The sequence below is a fragment of the Nocardioides zeae genome (assembly GCF_010686755.1).
In the GTDB taxonomy this organism is placed as follows: domain Bacteria; phylum Actinomycetota; class Actinomycetes; order Propionibacteriales; family Nocardioidaceae; genus Nocardioides; species Nocardioides zeae.
Window position 1 is genome coordinate 120,982 of the sequence record NZ_JAAGXA010000012.1, and the last position, 17,738, is coordinate 138,719.

Sequence of the window (17,738 nt, forward strand, 5' to 3'; positions counted from 1 at the left end):
TTGCCATGATGCTGCGGTGCCACCGCCTCGTCGCCGCGCGACCATCACCGACGTCGCCGCCGCGGCCGGGGTCGCCGCGTCCACGGTGTCGCGGGCCTTCACCCGGCCCGGGCGGGTCAACCACGCCACCCAGGCCCGGATCATGGAGGTCGCGGCCGAGCTCGGCTACGCCCCCAACCCGGCCGCCCGGGCCCTCGAGTCCGGCCGCACCAACACCCTCGCGCTCGTCGTGCCCGACGTGACCAACCCCTACTTCGCCGGCGTCATCAAGGGCGCCGAGCGGGCCACCGCCACCGCCGGCCTGACCCTCGTCATCGCCGACGCCCAGGAGAACCCGGCCACCGAGGAGCAGATCGTCACCCGGCTCGGCCCGGCGGTCGACGGCTTCGTGCTGACCGCCTCCCGCCTGCCCGACGACGCGTTGCGCCGGGCCGCCGAGCTCAACGCCGTCGTGCTCGTCAACCGGGCCGCACCCGGGCTGGCGTGCATCGTCTCCGACTTCGACACCGGCGCCCGCCAGATCGTCGACCACCTCGCCTCGCTCGGCCACCGCGCGCTGGTCTACCTCGGCGGCCCGGCGGAGTCGTGGTCCGGCGCACGGCGCTGGGCGGGCCTCCGAGCGGCGGCGCAGCAGGCCGGGATGGGCGCCACCCGCTTCGGGCCCTACACGCCGACCTTCGCCAGCGGTCCTGCGGCCGCCGACGCCGTCCTCGCCGCCGGAGCCACCGCGGTCGTCGCCCACAACGACATCCTGGCCATCGGCGTGATGACCCGCCTGGCCGACCGCGGCGTCGTGGTCCCCGACCAGGTGAGCGTCGTCGGCTTCGACGACATCTTCGGCTCCGACTTCTGCCACCCGCCGCTCACGACCCTCGCCGAGCGCACCGAGGACGCCGGCGCGCGGGCCGTCGAGACCCTGGTGGCGCTCGGCCCGGCCGGTCGCGCCGACCGGGACGTGGCCCCCCGGGTGCTGCCGACCCAGCTCGTGGTGCGCCGCTCGAGCGGTCTCGCGGTGTCCTGAGGCCTCGGGCGTCGCCTCCCCCGACGGGCCGCCGCTACGCGACCAGCGCCGCGGCGATCGTCACGGCGGGGACGGACAGCACGGTCGTGGCGAAGACGACGTCGCGGGCGAGCACGATCCCGCGGTCGTACCGCGTGGCGTGCACGAAGACGTTCTGCGCCGTCGGCAGCGCCGAGAGCACGGTGACGGCCAGCAGGGGCGTGCCCTCGAGGCCCAGCAGGTAGGCGCCGACCGCCCAGGCGACGACGGGCTGCACGACGAGCTTGAGCCCCACGATGAGGCCCAGCTCGGGGGCGTCGCCGAGGCCGGGGCGGGGGCCGAGGCGGAGGAACACGCCGTACGCGATGAGCATCGACGGCACCGCCATCCCGGCGACGAGCTCGAGCGGGTCGTGGATGGGGCGGGGCAGGGTGAGGTCGGTGCCGGCGAGCACGAGCCCGATCACGGAGCCGACGGTCAGGGGCGTGCGCAGGGGCCGGCTGACGATCCGCCACACCGAGAGCCGCTCCTCGGCGACGGCGACGTCCATCACCGTGAGGGCGAGCGGCTGCAGCACGAGCAGCTGCATGAGCAGGACCGGCGCCACGAGCGCCGCGTCCCCCAGCACGTAGGCGGCGATCGGGATGCCGAGGTTGCCGGCGTTGACGTAGGCGGCGCACAGGGAGCCCACCACGGTGTGCGCGAGGTCCCGCTTGAACACGAACCGGGCGAGCAGCACGTAGACGACGACGTTCACCACGACGGCCGCTGCCGACGCCACGAGCGCCCCGGTGAAGAGGGACCCGATGTCGGAGTCCTCGAGCACGGTGATGAGCAGGGCGGGGCTGGCGACGTAGAACGCCAGCAGCGACAGGGCCCGCTGGCCCGGCAGGTCGATGATCCCGAGGTGGGCGAGCAGCAGCCCGAGGCACACGAGCAGGGTGATCGTGGTGAACCCCTCGAGCACCGCCGTCACCGGGCGAACGCTATCCGCCGATCGGACCCATCCCTCCGGCGACCCGTGACGAACCACCCCCATGGACACCAGTGCACCCGACCGCCGCCGCGGCCAGATCCTGCTGGCCGCGGCCGGCGGAGTGCTCGCCACCGTCGTCGGCATGGCCGTCGGCCACCTCGTGGCCGCCCTCGTCGACCCCGCCGCCTCACCGGTGCTGGCGGTCGGCTCGACCGTCATCGACCTGACGCCCACGCCCGTCAAGGAGTGGGCGGTCGCCCAGTTCGGCACGGCCGACAAGCCCATCCTCATCGGCTCGGTGCTGGTGGTGACGCTCCTCCTCGCAGCCGTCGCCGGCGTCCTCGCCCGGCGGCGCTTCGCCGTGGGACTCGTGCTGCTCCTCGTGCTCGTCGGCGTCGCCGGCCTCCTGGCGCTGCTGCGCCCGACCGCCGGTCCTCTCGACGTGGTCCCCGCCCTCGCCACCGCCCTGGCCGGCGGCGGTGCCCTGTGGTGGTTCCACCGCGCGTCCGTCGGCGCCCCCGCCCCGGCGGACGGCACGACGGGCATCGACCCCGACGGCGACCCCGACGCGCGCCGTACGACGGGACCCACCCGCCGCGGGGTGCTCATCGCCTCCGGCGTGCTCGCCGGCACGGCGGTCGTCGCCGGCTCCGTCGGCCAGTGGATCTCGACGGTCCGCACCCGGATCGGCAACATCGTGCTCCCGAAGCCCGCCGAGGCGGCCCCGGCGCTGCCCGACGGCCTCGACATCCCCGACCTGTCGCCGTTCCGCACCCCGAACGACGAGTTCTACCGCGTCGACATCAACCTCACCGTGCCGGTCGTGGACCACGAGTCGTGGACGCTGACCGTCGACGGCGACGTCGAGAACGAGCTCACCATCACGTGGGACGAGCTCCTCGACATGGACATGGTCGAGCGCGACATCACCATGACGTGCGTCTCCAACGACGTGGGCGGCCAGTACGTCGGCGCCGCCCGCTGGCTCGGCGTCCCCCTGAAGACGATCCTCGACCGCGCGGGGGTCGGCGACCGCGCCGACCAGATCCTCTCGACCGCGGTCGACGGCTTCACCATCTCGACCCCGCTCGACGTCGCCACCGACGGCCGCGACGCCCTCGTCGTGGTCGGCATGAACGGCGAGCCCCTGCCGCGCGAGCACGGCTTCCCGGTGCGGCTCGTCATCCCGGGCATCTACGGGTACGTCGGCTCCACCAAGTGGCTGACGAAGCTGACGCTGACGACGTACGACGACGACGTCGCCTACTGGACCGAGCGCGACTGGGCGACCGATGCCCCCGTGAAGATCGCCTCGCGCATCGACGTGCCGAAGGCCGCGACGACGGTCGACCCCGGCACGGTCGTGATCGCCGGCGTCGCGTGGGCGCAGACCCGCGGCATCGCCAAGGTCGAGGTGCAGATCGACGGCGGCGCGTGGGAGGAGGCGACGCTCGGGCCCGATGCGGGGGTCGACTACTGGCGCCAGTGGTACTACGAGTGGGACGCCAGCGACTCCGGCAACCACGCCTTCACCGTGCGCGCGACCGACGAGACCGGCGAGGTGCAGACCGACGTGCGCATGTCGCCGTTCCCGGAGGGCTCGAGTGGGTACCACACCCGTGCGGTGATGGTCTCCTGACCGCTCGCGCTCCCCGGGCCCGACCGGCCCGCCCCTGCCGCCCGTGGCGGGGACACCTCAAGCCGAGGGGTGTCCCCGCCACGGGTCTGTTGCGGGACGTCATGCGCCGCGGTGGCCCGGGGCGCCGCACCGCATGACGTCCCGGGGGTACGGCGCGGGCCCGGCCCGGCGCCGTACCGAACAGCCCGCAGCCCGCAACCCGCAGCCCGCGAAAAGTGCGGATGAGCCAAGCCCAGCTCGATCCCACACGCCCCAACTGCACACTTCGCGCCCCCCACAGCCCCCACGCCCCGCGGGACGTCATGCGGCGCGGTGGCCCGGGGCGCCGCACCGCATGACGTCCCGAGGTACGGCGCGGGACAGGCGTCGGGGAAACCGCGAAAAAAACTTCCGCCACCACCAATCCACCCCACCCGGGGCGGCGAACAACGTGTGTAAGCCCGCCGCGACCGGCACATCCCCCAGGTGCCGGACGGGGAGCGGGACCACGACAGGAAGGTCAGCACGATGAAGACTCTCAACCGCCGCTCCACGGTCCGCCGCGCGAGCGGGATCGCTGCTCTCGCCCTGACCATGTCGGTCGGCCTCGCCGCGTGCGGCGACGACAGCAGCGACGACTCCAACGACGGCACCTCGAGCCCCAGCGCCGACGAGTCGTCGGACACGGGCATGTCGGACGACCCCAGCATGGGTGAGTCGTCGGACGGCGCCATGGAGGACACCACCTTCGGCGAGGCCTGTGACCAGATCCCCGCCTCGGGTGCCGGCTCGCTCGACGGCATGACGGTCGACCCGGTCGCCACCGCCGCCAGCAACAACCCGCTGCTCACCCAGCTCGTCGGCGCGGTCGGCCTCGTGCCGGGTCTCGCGGACACGCTGAACAGCGCCGAGGCCCTCACGGTCTTCGCGCCGTACGACCCGGCCTTCGAGGCGATCGACCCCGCCACGATGGAGTCGCTGACGGCCGACCCGGAGGCGCTCGGCGCGATCCTCGGCTACCACGTGCTCCCCGAGCGTCTCGAGCCCGACGAGATCGCGGGCACGTACGCCTCGTTCGCCGGCCCCGAGGTCACGGTCGAGGGCGACTCGTCCGGCATGACGGTCGGCGCCGAGGGCACCGAGGCGACCGTGCTCTGCGGTGGCATCCAGACGGCGAACGCGACGGTCTACGTCATCGACTCCGTGCTGATGCCGCCGGCCACCACCGAGTGACCACGCAGCACTGAGGAACCAGGGACACTTCTCCCATGACGACCCTCCGTTCCGTGCCCTCCGGCGACCCGCCGGAGGGCACGGGCGGCCGTGGCCCGGCCGCCGACCTGCCCGACGAGGTGGGACCGCGTCTCGCGGAGCTCCTGCACCGCTCCTCCTTGGGGGACGAGCAGGCCTTCGTCGAGCTGTACGACGCGACCTCGGCGCGCCTGCACGGCCTCGTCCTCCGCGTGGTGCGCAACCCCGCGCAGGCCGAGGAGGTCACGCAGGAGGTGTTCCTCGAGGTGTGGCGCATGGCGAGCCGGTTCGACCCGGCACGCGGCTCCGCCCTCTCCTGGCTCATGACGATCGGCCACCGCAAGGCGGTCGACCGGGTGCGCTCCGCGGAGGCCTCGACCCGCCGCGACACGTCGTACCACCAGCAGACCCAGCCGGTCGACCACGACGCCACGGCGGACGCCGCCCACACGTCGTTGGAGGCCCAGCGGGTCCGCACCGCACTGCAGGCGTTGACCCCCGTGCAGCACGAGGCCGTGAAGCTGGCCTACTTCGGGGGTTACACGCACGCCGAGGTGGCCACCATGCTCGACTTGCCGGTGGGCACCGCGAAGACAAGGATTCGGGACGGCCTGATCAGGCTGCGCGACGCGATGGGAGTGGGACAGTGAACGACATCCACGCCCTGTCGGGCGCCTACGCGGTGGATGCGCTCTCCGACGAGGAGCGCGCCGGCTTCGAGGAGCACCTCGAGGCCTGCCCCACCTGCCGCGAGGAGGTCGACTCGCTCCGCGAGGCAGCCGCCCTGCTGCCCACCACCACCGAGACCGCGCCCTCACCGGCGGTCCGTGCCGCCGTGCTCGCGAGCATCGCGCAGGTGCGCCCGCTCCCGCCCCTCGTGGCCCACGGTCCGGAGAACGACGCGGAGGCGTCGCGCTCGACCGGGACGGTGGTGCCGCTGCGGCGGCATCGGTTTCGCACGGCGCTGGTCGCAGCTGCTGCGGCAGTGATCGTGGCCGGTGGCGTCGGGGTCGGGATCAGCCAGCTTGACGACACCGACGGCACCTCCCAGCAGGCCGACCCAGAGCCGACGCAGGACGAGACCGAGGACGAGGTGCAGCAGGTGCTCACCGCGTCCGACGTGCAGATCGTCGACGCCTCGACGACCCTGCCCGAGGGTACGGAGGCGTCCGTGCACTGGTCGCCCTCCCTCGGCAAGGCCGTGCTCGTCACCGACGGCATGCCCGCCGCGCCGCACGGTCACCTCTACGAGCTCTGGTACCAGAACAGCGCAGGCGACATGGTCCGCGCCGGACTCATGCCGGAGGGCGAGAGCAACACCGTCCTGCTCGAGGGCGACGGCTCCGGGGCCAAGGCCGTCGGCATCACCGTCGAGCCCGCGCCCCACGGGTCCGAGGAGCCGTCGATGCCCCCCGTCGCCTTCTTCGCCCTCGAGGACGCATGACCGCCGCCCCCCGGCGGCTCGCCGTGGTGGGTTCCGGCGTCGCCGGCCTGACCGCGGCGTACGTCGCCTCCAAGCACGCCCACGTCACCCTCTACGAGGCCGACGCGCGGCTCGGCGGGCACGCCGACACCCACCTCGTCACCGTGCCCGACGGGCGCGGAGGCGAGCAGCAGGTGCCGATCGACACCGGGTTCATCGTGCACAACGAGCGCACCTACCCGGTGCTGCTGCGGATCTTCGCCGAGCTCGGCGTCGCGACGCAGGACTCGGAGATGTCGATGTCCATCCGCGACGACGCAGCGGGCCCCCACGGCCTCGAGTGGGCGGGCGCCCTCAAGCTCGCCGGCCTGTTCCCGACCTGGCGCAACGCCACGCGACCCGCGTTCCTCCGCATGCTCACCGAGGTCCCCCGCTTCCACCGGCGGGCCCAGCAGCTGCTCGAGTCGGAGGCCAGCGACGCCGACGCCCGCGTCACGTTCGGCGAGTTCCTCGACGCCGGCCGCTTCTCGCCCACGTTCCGCACCCACTTCGCCGAGCCGCTCGTCGCGTGCGTGTGGTCGACCGACCCGGCGCAGGCGCTCGACTACCCCGCGCGCTACCTGTTCCGGTTCCTCGACCACCACGGCATGCTCGGGATCTTCGGCTCCCCGCAGTGGCGCACGGTCACGGGAGGCTCGCGCGAGTACGTCGCGCGCATCGCCGCCCGCCTGCCCGACGTGCGCGTGGGGACGAAGGTGACGAGCATCGAGGAGACCCCCGACGAGGTGCGGGTGACCGACGGCAACGGCGAGGTCGCGGCGTACGACGCGGTCGTCGTGGCCACGCACCCCCACCAGGCCCTGGCGATGCTGGCGGCCCCGACCCCGGCGCAGCGCGAGCTGCTCGGGGCGATCACCTACACGCCGAACACCGCGCAGCTGCACACCGACACCTCCCTCCTGCCCCGGCAGGAGAAGGCGCGCGCGTCGTGGAACTACCTGCGCCGCGACCCGGCCGCCCTCGCCGACCTGCCGTCGGTCGAGGAGCGCGGGGGGCCGGTCACCCTGACCTACGACCTCAGCCGGCTCATGCGCGTCCCGCACCTCCCCGGTGCGCCCGACACGCGCTTCCTCGTCACGCTCGGCGGGCTCGACCTCGTCGACCCCGCCCAGGTCGTCGACACCATGGAGTACGAGCACCCGCTCTACACCCCCGCGTCCGTCGCCGCGCAGGCCCGGCTCGGCGAGTGCGAGACGCCGCGTCTGGCGTTCGCCGGTGCGTACCACGGGTGGGGCTTCCACGAGGACGGCGCCCGCTCCGGGCTCCGGGCCGTCACGCGGCTCGGCCTCGGCTGGGCCGAGGACGACGTCACCGCCCGTGTCGGTGGGGGCACCGACCCCGCCGGGACGGTCTACCGCACGACGGTCCGCCACACCCGGCGGCGGCCCTGGAAGCGGAGCTTCGCCCACACGTCGTCGACCTGGGTGGTCGACCTCGACGACCTGCCCGACCACGGCCGCACGGCCTGGACCCGCGGCAGCTTCGAGGCGCGCGACCACCTCGGCGACCCGGAGCGCTCGCTGCGCGCCAACGTCGAGGCGTTCCTCGACCTGCACGGCATCGAGCTCGCCCGCGGCGGCGACCGGGGTCGCATCCTCATGGCGGCGCAGCCGCGCGCCTACGGCTACTGCTTCAACCCGATCAGCGTCTTCTGGTGCTTCGCCGGCGACCAGACGCTCGCCGACGTGCCGACGGCCGTCGTCGTCGAGGTGCACAACACCTACGGCGACCGCCACGCCTACATGGTGCGCCCGGACGCGTCCGGGCGGGCCGAGACCGCGAAGGCGATGTACGTCTCGCCCTTCCACGGCACCGACGGCACCTATGCGATCGCGGTACCGACCCCGAGCGGCGGCCCGGACGGGAGGCTGCACGTCGCCGTCACGCTCCGCACCGACGACGGCGCGACGTTCAGCGCCTCGCTCTCCGGTCGTCCCGACCCCCGCGCCGGCGCCTCCTGGCGCGCGGCACCCGCGACGCTGCGGGCGTCGTTCCTCATCCGCCTGCACGGCATCACGTTGTGGGCGCGACGGCTGCGCATCCAGCCGCGCCCCGAGCACCACCAGGAAGGTGTCCGATGACCACGGAGATCCCCGAGTCGGCCCACGGCTCCGCGTCCGCACCCACGCCCACCGTGCCCCCGGCCCCCGCACGGGTCGACGGCTCGCGCTGGCCCGGGCTCGACGTCGTGCCCTCGGGGCCGCGCGCCGCGGCGTACGCCCGGGTCGCGCGCGTGCTGTTCCACGGCGTCGTCAGCCGGCTCGACCTCACCGTCCGCGTCGGCAGCGGCGCCGACGCACCCGTCTGGGGCCGCGGCGGCCCGGAGATGGTGCTGCGCCGACCCGACGAGTTCTTCGCCCGGGTGGGGCGCCAGGGCCTCATCGGCTTCGGCGAGGCCTACCTGACGGGGGCCTGGGACGTGCCGTCGCCGGCCGAGGGCGGCACGACCGGTGCGCTCGGCGAGGTGCTCACGGTGCTCGCGGCGCAGATGCCCGCGCTGGTGCCGCAGTGGATGCAGCGGCTGCGGGCGGCCTACGTCTCCCGCCCGCCGTCGGACCAGGTCAGCTCGCAGGAGAACAGCCGCGCCAACATCGCGCACCACTACGACCTGAGCAACGACCTCTTCGAGGCCTTCCTCGACCCGACGATGAGCTACTCCTCGGCGCTCTTCGAGCACCAGGCGATCCCGCGGGTCGACGCGGTCGGGGCCCACCACGTGGCCACGTCGCCCGACCCCCGCGACCCCGCGTCGCTCGAGGAGGCGCAGGGACGGAAGATCGAGCGGCTCCTCGACGCCGTGGGTGTCGGCGAGGGCACGCGCGTGCTGGAGATCGGCACCGGCTGGGGCGAGCTGTCCCTGCGCGCCGCCCGTCGCGGCGCCCGCGTCCACTCGGTGACGCTGTCGACGGAGCAGCAGGCGCTGGCCCGCGAGCGCGTCGCGGCGGCCGGGTTCGCCGACCGGGTCGACGTCGAGCTGTGCGACTACCGCGACGTCGTCGCGCCCGAGGGCGGCTACGACGCCGTCGTGTCGGTCGAGATGATCGAGGCGGTCGGCTACGACTACTGGGGCACGTACTTCGCGAAGATCGACGAGGTGCTCGCCCCGGGCGGCCGCGCCGGCATCCAGGCGATCCTCATGCCGCACGACCGCATGCTCGCGACCCGGCAGACCTACACCTGGATCCACAAGTACATCTTCCCGGGCGGCTTCCTGCCCTCCGTGCAGGTCATCGACGAGATCACCCGCGACGAGACGGCCCTGCGCCTGCTCGGCGGCGCCGACCGGCTCTCGTTCGGTGGGCACTACGCGGAGACGCTGCGCCGCTGGGGCGAGCAGTTCCTCACCGCCTGGAGCGAGCACGTGTCGGGCCTCGGCTTCGACGCGACGTTCGCGCGGATGTTCCACTTCTACCTGGAGTACTCCCGCGCGGGCTTCGCCTCCGGCTACATCGACGTCCAGCAGCTGGTGCTGGAGAAGGAGGCCGGTCGATGACCGCCACCACCCCCTCGTCCTCGTCCGCCCCCTCCTCGAGCCAGGTGGCCGGCCGCCTCGCCGAGGCCCTGCGGCCCTTCGTGGGCGGTGACCTCCCCGTGCGCCTCCGCGCCTGGGACGGCTCCGAGGCCGGTCCGGTCGACGCGCCCCTGGTCGAGCTGCGCAGTCCCGCCGCCGTACGCCGCCTCGTGCGGCACCCCGGGGAGCTGGGTGCCGCGCAGGCGTACGTCACGGGCGAGCTCGAGGTGCACCACGACCTCGACGACGCCCTCACCCACGCCTGGTCGGTCGTCGCCGAGCGCAACCTGTCGGGCGTGCGCCCGGGACCGCAGGCGTACGTCGCGGCCCTCCGCGCCGCCGTCGACACCGGCACCGTCGGCCCCGGGATGGTGCTGAGGCCGCCGCGCGCTCCGCGCAGCCAGGCGCAGGTGGGTGGTCCGCTCAACGCGCTCCTCGGCCGCCGCCTGCACTCGAAGCTGCGGGACCGGCTGGCGATCAGCCACCACTACGACCTGTCGAACGAGTTCTACTCGCTGATCCTCGACGACCACATGGCCTACTCGTCGGCGTACTACACGCAGCCGCCGAGCACGCCCGGCTACACGCTGGAGGACGCGCAGGCCGACAAGCTCGACCTCGTCTGCCGCAAGGTGGGACTGACGGAGGGCGCGACGTTCCTCGACGTCGGCTGCGGCTGGGGCTCGCTGTCCCTGTACGCCGCGGAGCACTTCGGCGCGAAGGTCACCGGTGTGACGATCGCCGCCGAGCAGAAGAAGTTCATCGACGCCCGCATCGCCGAGCGCGGTCTGGGCGACCGGGTGGAGATCCGGCTGCAGGACTACCGCGACGTGCCGGAGGCCGCCTCGGGTGCCGGGCACTTCGACGCGGTGGCGAGCCTGGAGATGGGCGAGCACGTCGGCCAGCAGAACTACCCGACCTACGCGAAGGTGCTCCACGACGCCGTGAAGCCCGGCGGGCGGGTGCTGGTGCAGCAGATGTCGCGCTCCGGCGGCCGCAAGGGCCACCCCGGTGGCGGTCCGTTCATCGAGTCGTTCATCGCGCCCGACATGCACATGCGGCCCGTCGGCGAGACGGCCGACCTGCTCGAGGCCGGCGGCCTCGAGGTGCGCGACGTGCACGCGCTGCGGGAGCACTACGTGTGGACCGTGGACGCCTGGATGGAGCGGTTCTCCAAGGCGGAGCAGCGCCTGACCGAGCTCGTCGGCGAGGAGGTCGTGCGCGTCTGGCGGCTCTACCTCGTGGGGGGCCGCATGGCGTTCCGCGACGGTCGCATGGGTGTCGACCAGATCCTCATGGTGCGTCCGGGAGCCGCGCACAGCCTCCCGCCGCGCCGCGAGTGGTGAACGCGCTCGTCGCGGCCCTCGTGGCCGCGGCGGTCACGGTGACGGTGCTCATGACCGCCACCGCGCTGGTCGCGCGCCGGGTCGGCCGGCTGGCCGTCGTCGACGTCGTGTGGGGCGCGGGGTTCGTGCTCGTCGCGGTGGTGGCGGCCGTGGTCGCCAGCGTCGTCGACGCCGGTGGGGGCGGCACGGTCGCGCAGCGCTGGCTCGTGGTGCTGCTCGTCGCCGTCTGGGGTGGTCGCCTCGCCTGGCACATCCGCTCGCGGGCGCACGGGCTCCTCGGTCCCGGCGAGACGCCGCCGGAGGACCCCCGCTACGCGGCGCTGATGGAGGGCAAGCCGTTCTCCTACGCCGTGACGCGCGTCTTCGTGACGCAGGGCGTGGCGATGTTCGTCGTCGCCCTGCCCGTGGTGGTCGGGGTGGCCGTCGCCGTGCCGGCGTCGTCGTGGCACCGGTGGCCGATCGTGGTGGGCCTCGTCGTGTTCGCGGTCGGGCTGGCGTTCGAGGCCGTGGGCGACGCGCAGCTCGCGGCGTACAAGGAGGTCCCGAAGGCCGAGCGCCCGCCGGTGCTCGCCACCGGCCTGTGGGCGTGGACGCGGCACCCGAACTACTTCGGCGACGCGACGGTCTGGTGGGGGCTGTGGCTCGTCGGCGGTCTCGGGTCCGGCTGGGTCGCGGGGCTGGCGACGCTCGTGGCGCCCGTCGCGATGACCTACTCCCTGGCGTTCGCCACGGGGGCGCGCCTGCTCGAGCGCGAGATGATGCAGCGCCCGGGCTATCCGGAGTACGCCGCGCGGACGTCCATGTTCGTCCCGCGGCCGCCGCGTCGGGCGGCCTGACGTTCGGCGGATCCGGCAGGATCGGGGCATGACCGAACCGCGCGTCGCCCTCTACGTCGACTTCGAGAACCTCGTCGCGTCCCAGTACGACGCGGTGCACGGCCGCCACGCCTGGCAGCGCGACAAGGTGGTGCACGCGGCGGCGGACGACCCGGTCGTGGGGCCCCGGCTGGAGGCCTCGCGGCTCGACGTCGACGCGATCGTCGACTACGCGGCGTCGCTCGGGGTCGTGGCGATCAGCCGGGCGTACGCGAACTGGGCCTCGCCCGCGTTCTCGTCCTACGCGCGGGACCTGACGTCCCGCGCGATCGACCTCACGCAGCTGTTCCCGCTGTCCGGGACCAAGAACGGCGCCGACATCCGGCTCGCGACCGACGTGGTGGACGATCTGACGCGCTACGCCGACCTCACCCACGTGCTCGTCGCCGCCGGGGACTCCGACTACGTCGCCGTCGCGCAGAAGGCGAAGCGCCTCGGCCGGTCGGTCGTCGGCGTGGGCGTCGCGGGGTCGATCGGCCGCTACTGGGAGGCCGCGTGCGACGAGTTCAAGCGGTACGACGCGCTGCCCGGCGTCGAGCCGGCCGTCGCGTCCCCGCCCGCGGTCGAGGGCGAGGACGCCTCCGACGCCGATCCCGACACGGACGACCGCGCCCGCCCCGTCCCGTACTCCAAGCTGTTCCGACGCGCCGTCAACCTCGTGCAGAAGCAGCGCAGCGACGAGAAGGTCCCGTTGTCGGTGCTCAAGCAGGTGCTCGTGCGGATGAGCCCCGGCTTCGACGAGACGACGCTCGGCTTCGACTCGTTCTCCGCCTACGTCCGCGCCCAGGAGGGCGTCGCGACCGACGAGCGGAACCAGCACGTGTGGTTCGTGCGGTAGGTCGCTCCCGCGTCGAGTTGGCTTGTACGGCGCGGCGTTCGCGCCGAGTTGGCTTGTACGGCGCGGCGTACGCGTCGAGCTTGGTCGAACGGCGACCGTTCTCAGGGTTGTCCACAGGCCGTACGGCGGTCTGCCTGGTGTCGTTCAGGACTGTCGGTGGGTTCGGGTTGAGTGGTGGCCATGACGGGGGTCAGCTCTTCTGGTGACGCCGATGGCTTTGGGCCACCGGTGCCGGAGCCCCCTGCCGAGTTCCTGGTCGACGAACCGGTCCCGGACTGGCTAGAGCACGCCTTCGCCACCGGGGAGTGGCCTGAGGAGGCGACGCGCGGGTGCCGGATCGTGGACCGGGAGGGTCGGTACGACGCGGCTGAGCCTGCCGCGGAGCCCGAGCCCGAGCCGGAGCCTGGGTGGGTGGTGCCCGGGGTCGCCTCGGGTGCGGGTGGGGTCGACGTGGGTCATCCGATGTTGGAGGCCCTGCGGACAGCGACGGCGGTGCTCGACGCCGACGGGCGTACCGGACTGGGGTGGTTGAGTGCCCCGCAGGCCGGTGTCGCGCTGGTCGACGCGCACGGGCTCGTGGCACGGGCTTCCGCGCTGGTCGCGGTGTTGGTGCAGCACGCCGAGGAGGTTGAGCTCTACCGGGAGAACGGTGCCTCTACGGCGGCGGTGTGGCTGGCGAACGCCGCGACCATCACCCGCCGCGATGCCTACCGCCTCGCTCGGATCGGGGACGCCATCGGTGGCGCCGAGCCCCACGCTGATCCCGAAGCCGGCGCCCCGGCGGGAAGCGAGTCAGGTCAGGGTCCCGCGCTCGACACCCGTGTCGGGGCCGCCGTCGGCGAGGAGACGGGGCGCTACCGGACCCACCTCGGCCCCGGCTGCCTCACCGGCACCGTCAACACCGAGCAGGCCGACGTCATCGTCAAGGCCCTCGACGCCCTACCCGACGAGCTACCGGACCAGCTGCGGCTGCAGGCGGAGGAGACGCTGGTCGGGTTCGCCGCCGACCACGACGCGAAGGCCCTGCGGACGCTGGGGAAGAAGATCCTCACCGTCATCGCACCCGAGGTGGGCGAAGCACACGAGGCCGCACTGCTGGAGAAGGAAGAACGGGAGGCTCGGGCCGCCTCACGGCTCAGCATGGTCTCCGACGGCCTGGGACGTGTGTGGGGCCGCTTCGTCCTGCCCGAGCTGCACGGCGCGATGCTCCGCAAAGCCCTCGACGCCTACGCCGCACCACGACACCTCAACACCAACGACGACCCCGACCAGCGGCTCGTCACCGGACGGCCCACACCGGAGCGCTACGGACAGGCCTTCCAACAGCTGCTGGAGATGCTCGACCACAAGGACCTCCCCGCCACCGGTGGCATGGGCGCGACCGTCGTCGTCACGATGACGCTGGAGTCACTCCGGGGCGGCCTCGCCTCAGCGTCCCTCGACACCGGCGGCACCCTCAGTGCATCCGAGGCCCGCCGGCTGGCGTGCGAGGCGGGGATCATCCCCGCGGTCCTCGGCACGAAGAGCGAGGTCCTCGACCTCGGCCGCGCCACCCGTTTCCACACCCGAGCGATGCGCCTCGCGATGGCCATCAGGGACGGCGGCTGCGTCGCCGAGGGCTGCAACCGGCCACCCCACCAGACCCACGCCCACCACCTCACCGCATGGGCCAACGGCGGCCACACCACCGTGAACGACGGCTGCCTCCTCTGCGACCAGCACCACCACCAGATCCACGACCCGCTCTACCTCGTCGAACGACTCGGCACCGGCAAGCTCCGCTTCACGAGGCGGACGTGAGACGACCGCGTGACGAGGTCCGGACGAGGCCCGTCAACCCGCCGGATCAGCCGGTCGCCCCATCACCTGCACGAAGTACGGGATGTTCTCCGTGGAGCCGAGCTCGACGCGCTTGATTGCCTTGCCGATCGGGTTCACGACCTCCTCCTGGCCCCGGATCAGCACGGGCAGGTTGCCGAACAGCTCGTTGGTGCCCCACGTCAGGCCAGGTTCGAGCCGAATCATCACCTCACCCACGTAGCACCCGGCCATCACGATCGACTCGATCCACACGTCGCTCCCCTGGGGCATGAACGAGTCGAGCAGACGGTCCACGGTCTCCAGGCTCTCGCGCGAGTAGTCGAGGTGCCCGCCCAGCACGTGGGCGACGGCACCGACGACGCGCTCGGCGAGGTCGGCGCACCGGTCCGGCGCAAGGGTGACGGGCAGCTGCACCGGCCGTTGTGTGTCGCGCCAGTTGCGCACGCCCTGGGGCGGAAAGCTGTTCGGCGGTGCCGGCGGGAGGGTGCCGTGGCGGCTCTGCGGCGGAGGTTCGGGGGAGACGCGTTCCCCCTTCTTCCAGAAGGGCATGGGTCTCGCGTTCCCGGGAGGCCGTGCGACAAACGGTTGTCCACAGACGCATCCCCTGGTGACCGGAAGCTCCGATCCACCCGGTGGGCCGGATCTTCCGCTGCCCCCGACTCCCTCCCGATTGGCCCGGCGGGCCCGGGCTCACGCACTATCGTCGCCGCAGTCCGCACGAAGGGGGGAACGTCGGTTGAGCCAGGCCACCACGCAGCGACGCGACATCCAGGGGTTGCGCGCGTTCGCCGTGATCGCCGTGGTCCTCGACCACCTGCTGGGCTGGCCGCACGGCGGGTTCGTCGGCGTCGACGTCTTCTTCGTCATCTCCGGCTTCCTCATCACCGGCATCCTGCTGCGCGAGCACGAGCGCACCGGGACGATCTCGTTCATCGGCTTCTACCGTCGGCGCGCCAAGCGCATCCTGCCGGCGTCGATCCTCGTGCTGGCCGTGACGGTCGCGCTGTCCTACGCGCTGGTCGGACGGCTCCGCGCCGACAGCATCGCCACCGACGGCCTGTGGGCCCTCTTCTTCGGCGCGAACTGGCGGTTCACGACGCAGGCGACGGACTACTTCGCGGCGAACGGTCCGGTCTCGCCGCTCCAGCACTACTGGTCGCTCGCCGTCGAGGAGCAGTTCTACTTCGTCTGGCCGTGGCTGATGCTGGGCGTCCTCGCCCTCCTCGCGGCCCGCACCCGCCGCCGCACCGGCAGCACCACCACCGGCAGCACCCGCACCGGCAGCACCACCACCAGCAGCACGACCGCGAGGCCCGACCACCACCGCCTCGTCGTCGGCGTCGTGCTGGCCGGCGTGGTCCTCGCCTCCTTCGCCTGGGCGCTCCACCAGACCTCGGCGTCGCCGTCGTCGGCGTACTTCTCCACCTTCACCCGCGTCTGGGAGCTCGGTCTCGGCGCCCTCGTCGCCGTGGCCGCGCCGCTGTGCGCCCGCATCCCCGACGCCCTCCGTCCCGTGCTGGCCTGGGTCGGGCTCCTCGGCATGACGGCCTCGCTCTGGCTCGTCACGGAGGACGCCGGGTTCCCCGCGCCCGCCGCCGCCCTCCCCGTCGCTGCGACGGCGCTCGTGATCGCGGCCGGCACCTTCGCCGAGCGCGGGCGCCAGCAGCGCTTCCTGCTCCCCCTGACGAACCCGGTGGCGGGCTACGTGGGCGACATCTCCTACTCGCTCTACCTCTGGCACTTCCCCGTCGCGATCCTCGGCGTGGTGGTGCTGGGCGACGCTCCGGTCGTGCTGGCGGGCCTCGGTGTCGTGATGCTCCTGCTCGCGGTGCACTCCTACCACCTCGTCGAGGAGCCCCTGCGGTCCGCGACGTGGCGGCTCCCCCGCCGTACGCCGCGGGACGAGCCCACCCGAGACCAGACCAACCCGGACGAGCCCAACCCGGACGAGCCCACCCGCGACGAGCCCGGCCGGGGGCAGCGGCCCCGCGCCCCACGCGTGCGGGCGGCGTACACGGGCGTGTTCCTGCTCGCCCTGGCGGCGGCTCCGGTGATGCCCTCGCTGCTGCTCTCCGACAACGGCGTCCGCACGCTGAGCGACGCGGACGTGGCGGCGATCGACGCGGAGACGCACGCGGCGTACACGCCCGCCGTCGCCGACCTCCAGACCGAGATCAGGGTGGCGCTGGCCGCCGGCGCGTGGCCGGAGCTCGACCCGCCCATCGAGGAGGCGATGGCGGGCCGCGAGGTGCCCAGCAGCGTGATGCCGTGCGGTGACATCGACACGGTCGACGTGGCGGGCTGCACCTTCGGCGAGCTCGACCGGGCCGCGGGCGGCCAGAGCATCGCGGTGGTCGGGGACTCGATCGCGGTCAACTACGTGCCACTCCTGGCCGGCGCCCTCCCGGAGGGCTGGAGCCTGACGTCCCTGGGGGCCTACGGGTGCCCGTTCACCGACCTGCTCTCCGAGCACCCCGACGCCGCGATCGTGGACGGCTGCGAGCAGCGCAAGGCCGACGTCGTCGACGCGGTGACGGAGCTCCGGCCGGACGTCCTCGTGGTGGCGGACATGTACGCCCCCCGCACCGAGGTCGGCGAGGACGGCACCATCACCCCCGAGCGCTGGGCGGAGAGCACCCGCACCCAGCTGGCCGAGGTCGCCGACGCCGTGGGCCGCACGGTCGTGGTCGCGCCGCCGCCGTCCGACGTCAACATCGACGAGTGCTACAACCTGCTCTCCTCGCCCGTCGACTGCGTGAGCAAGGTCCGCGGCCAGTGGAGCGGCATGCGCGACGCGGAGGCCGCCATGGCCGAGGACATGGGCGCGACCTACGTCGACAGCCGCGACTGGTTCTGCGCGGACGACCGCTGCCCCGCCTTCGTCGGCGACACCCTCGTGAAGGTCGACCTCGTGCACTTCTCGCAGCCCTACCAGCGCCTCATGCAGCCCGCCTTCACCGAGCGGCTCACGACGCTGGGCGTGCTCCCCTCCCCGGAGACCCCCGCCGCCTCTTGAACG

Annotated in this window: 14 protein-coding genes; 12 read left to right on the plus strand and 2 right to left on the minus strand. The window is 73.3% G+C overall.

Annotated elements, in window-relative coordinates; all coding sequences use genetic code 11:
• Window positions 1-16: 16 nt before the first annotated feature.
• On the plus strand, window positions 17-1,021 hold the full coding sequence (locus G3T38_RS16560; RefSeq protein WP_338037718.1) for a LacI family DNA-binding transcriptional regulator: 1,005 nt from the start codon (window positions 17-19) through the stop codon (window positions 1,019-1,021).
• 34 nt (window positions 1,022-1,055) lie between these two features.
• Here the strand turns inward: G3T38_RS16560 and G3T38_RS16565 are convergent, their stop codons facing one another.
• Window positions 1,056-1,976: an AEC family transporter gene (locus tag G3T38_RS16565; RefSeq protein ID WP_338037719.1), complete on the minus strand. Its 921-nt coding sequence runs from the start codon at window positions 1,974-1,976 to the stop codon at window positions 1,056-1,058.
• 61 nt (window positions 1,977-2,037) lie between these two features.
• Here G3T38_RS16565 and G3T38_RS16570 point away from each other — a divergent pair, with 61 nt between their 5' ends.
• The 10 genes from G3T38_RS16570 to G3T38_RS16615 all read left to right on the plus strand — a co-directional run bounded on the left by G3T38_RS16570 (window position 2,038) and on the right by G3T38_RS16615 (window position 14,698).
• Window positions 2,038-3,615, plus strand: coding sequence for a molybdopterin-dependent oxidoreductase (locus tag G3T38_RS16570; RefSeq protein WP_163773426.1), 1,578 nt, complete (start codon window positions 2,038-2,040; stop codon window positions 3,613-3,615).
• A gap of 507 nt (window positions 3,616-4,122) precedes the next feature.
• Window positions 4,123-4,827: a fasciclin domain-containing protein gene (locus tag G3T38_RS16575; protein WP_163773427.1), complete on the plus strand. Its 705-nt coding sequence runs from the start codon at window positions 4,123-4,125 to the stop codon at window positions 4,825-4,827.
• A 35-nt stretch (window positions 4,828-4,862) separates the two neighbouring features.
• Window positions 4,863-5,495, plus strand: a complete 633-nt coding sequence (gene sigK, locus G3T38_RS16580; protein WP_163773428.1) for an ECF RNA polymerase sigma factor SigK — start codon at window positions 4,863-4,865, stop codon at window positions 5,493-5,495.
• A complete protein-coding gene (locus tag G3T38_RS16585; RefSeq protein ID WP_163773429.1) occupies window positions 5,492-6,289 on the plus strand; it encodes an anti-sigma factor in 798 nt (265 codons plus the stop codon). Before sigK ends, G3T38_RS16585 begins: the two co-directional genes overlap by 4 nt.
• The gene (locus G3T38_RS16590; protein WP_163773430.1) at window positions 6,286-8,409 is read left to right on the plus strand and encodes an FAD-dependent oxidoreductase; all 2,124 of its coding nucleotides are present in this window, start codon (window positions 6,286-6,288) and stop codon (window positions 8,407-8,409) included. The genes G3T38_RS16585 and G3T38_RS16590 overlap by 4 nt, the downstream gene beginning before the upstream one ends.
• Window positions 8,406-9,821: an SAM-dependent methyltransferase gene (locus G3T38_RS16595; RefSeq protein ID WP_163773431.1), complete on the plus strand. Its 1,416-nt coding sequence runs from the start codon at window positions 8,406-8,408 to the stop codon at window positions 9,819-9,821. Before G3T38_RS16590 ends, G3T38_RS16595 begins: the two co-directional genes overlap by 4 nt.
• Window positions 9,818-11,185, plus strand: a complete 1,368-nt coding sequence (locus G3T38_RS16600; protein ID WP_163773432.1) for an SAM-dependent methyltransferase — start codon at window positions 9,818-9,820, stop codon at window positions 11,183-11,185. Before G3T38_RS16595 ends, G3T38_RS16600 begins: the two co-directional genes overlap by 4 nt.
• The gene (locus tag G3T38_RS16605) at window positions 11,182-12,021 is read left to right on the plus strand and encodes a DUF1295 domain-containing protein (RefSeq protein ID WP_338037720.1); all 840 of its coding nucleotides are present in this window, start codon (window positions 11,182-11,184) and stop codon (window positions 12,019-12,021) included. Before G3T38_RS16600 ends, G3T38_RS16605 begins: the two co-directional genes overlap by 4 nt.
• Before the next feature lie 28 nt (window positions 12,022-12,049).
• Window positions 12,050-12,898, plus strand: a complete 849-nt coding sequence (locus G3T38_RS16610) for an NYN domain-containing protein (protein WP_163773433.1) — start codon at window positions 12,050-12,052, stop codon at window positions 12,896-12,898.
• Window positions 12,899-13,078: 180 nt separating this feature from the next.
• The gene (locus G3T38_RS16615; protein ID WP_163773434.1) at window positions 13,079-14,698 is read left to right on the plus strand and encodes an HNH endonuclease signature motif containing protein; all 1,620 of its coding nucleotides are present in this window, start codon (window positions 13,079-13,081) and stop codon (window positions 14,696-14,698) included.
• A gap of 33 nt (window positions 14,699-14,731) precedes the next feature.
• Here G3T38_RS16615 and G3T38_RS16620 read toward each other — a convergent pair whose 3' ends face one another.
• Window positions 14,732-15,133: a hypothetical protein gene (locus tag G3T38_RS16620; RefSeq protein ID WP_163773435.1), complete on the minus strand. Its 402-nt coding sequence runs from the start codon at window positions 15,131-15,133 to the stop codon at window positions 14,732-14,734.
• A 322-nt stretch (window positions 15,134-15,455) separates the two neighbouring features.
• Here G3T38_RS16620 and G3T38_RS16625 point away from each other — a divergent pair, with 322 nt between their 5' ends.
• Complete coding sequence (locus tag G3T38_RS16625; RefSeq protein ID WP_163773436.1) at window positions 15,456-17,735, plus strand: acyltransferase family protein; 2,280 nt, start codon at window positions 15,456-15,458, stop codon at window positions 17,733-17,735.
• Window positions 17,736-17,738 lie beyond the last annotated feature (3 nt).

Excerpts from the sequence above, each read along its gene's own strand:
- G3T38_RS16615 (WP_163773434.1), top strand. The coding sequence starts at position 13,079 with ATGACGGGGGTCAGCTCTTCTGGTGACGCCGATGGCTTTGGGCCACCG.
- G3T38_RS16595 (WP_163773431.1), top strand. The coding sequence starts at position 8,406 with ATGACCACGGAGATCCCCGAGTCGGCCCACGGCTCCGCGTCCGCACCC.
- G3T38_RS16610 (WP_163773433.1), top strand. The coding sequence starts at position 12,050 with ATGACCGAACCGCGCGTCGCCCTCTACGTCGACTTCGAGAACCTCGTC.
- G3T38_RS16570 (WP_163773426.1), top strand. The coding sequence starts at position 2,038 with ATGGACACCAGTGCACCCGACCGCCGCCGCGGCCAGATCCTGCTGGCC.
- G3T38_RS16575 (WP_163773427.1), top strand. The coding sequence starts at position 4,123 with ATGAAGACTCTCAACCGCCGCTCCACGGTCCGCCGCGCGAGCGGGATC.
- G3T38_RS16600 (WP_163773432.1), top strand. The coding sequence starts at position 9,818 with ATGACCGCCACCACCCCCTCGTCCTCGTCCGCCCCCTCCTCGAGCCAG.
- G3T38_RS16590 (WP_163773430.1), top strand. The coding sequence starts at position 6,286 with ATGACCGCCGCCCCCCGGCGGCTCGCCGTGGTGGGTTCCGGCGTCGCC.
- sigK (WP_163773428.1), top strand. The coding sequence starts at position 4,863 with ATGACGACCCTCCGTTCCGTGCCCTCCGGCGACCCGCCGGAGGGCACG.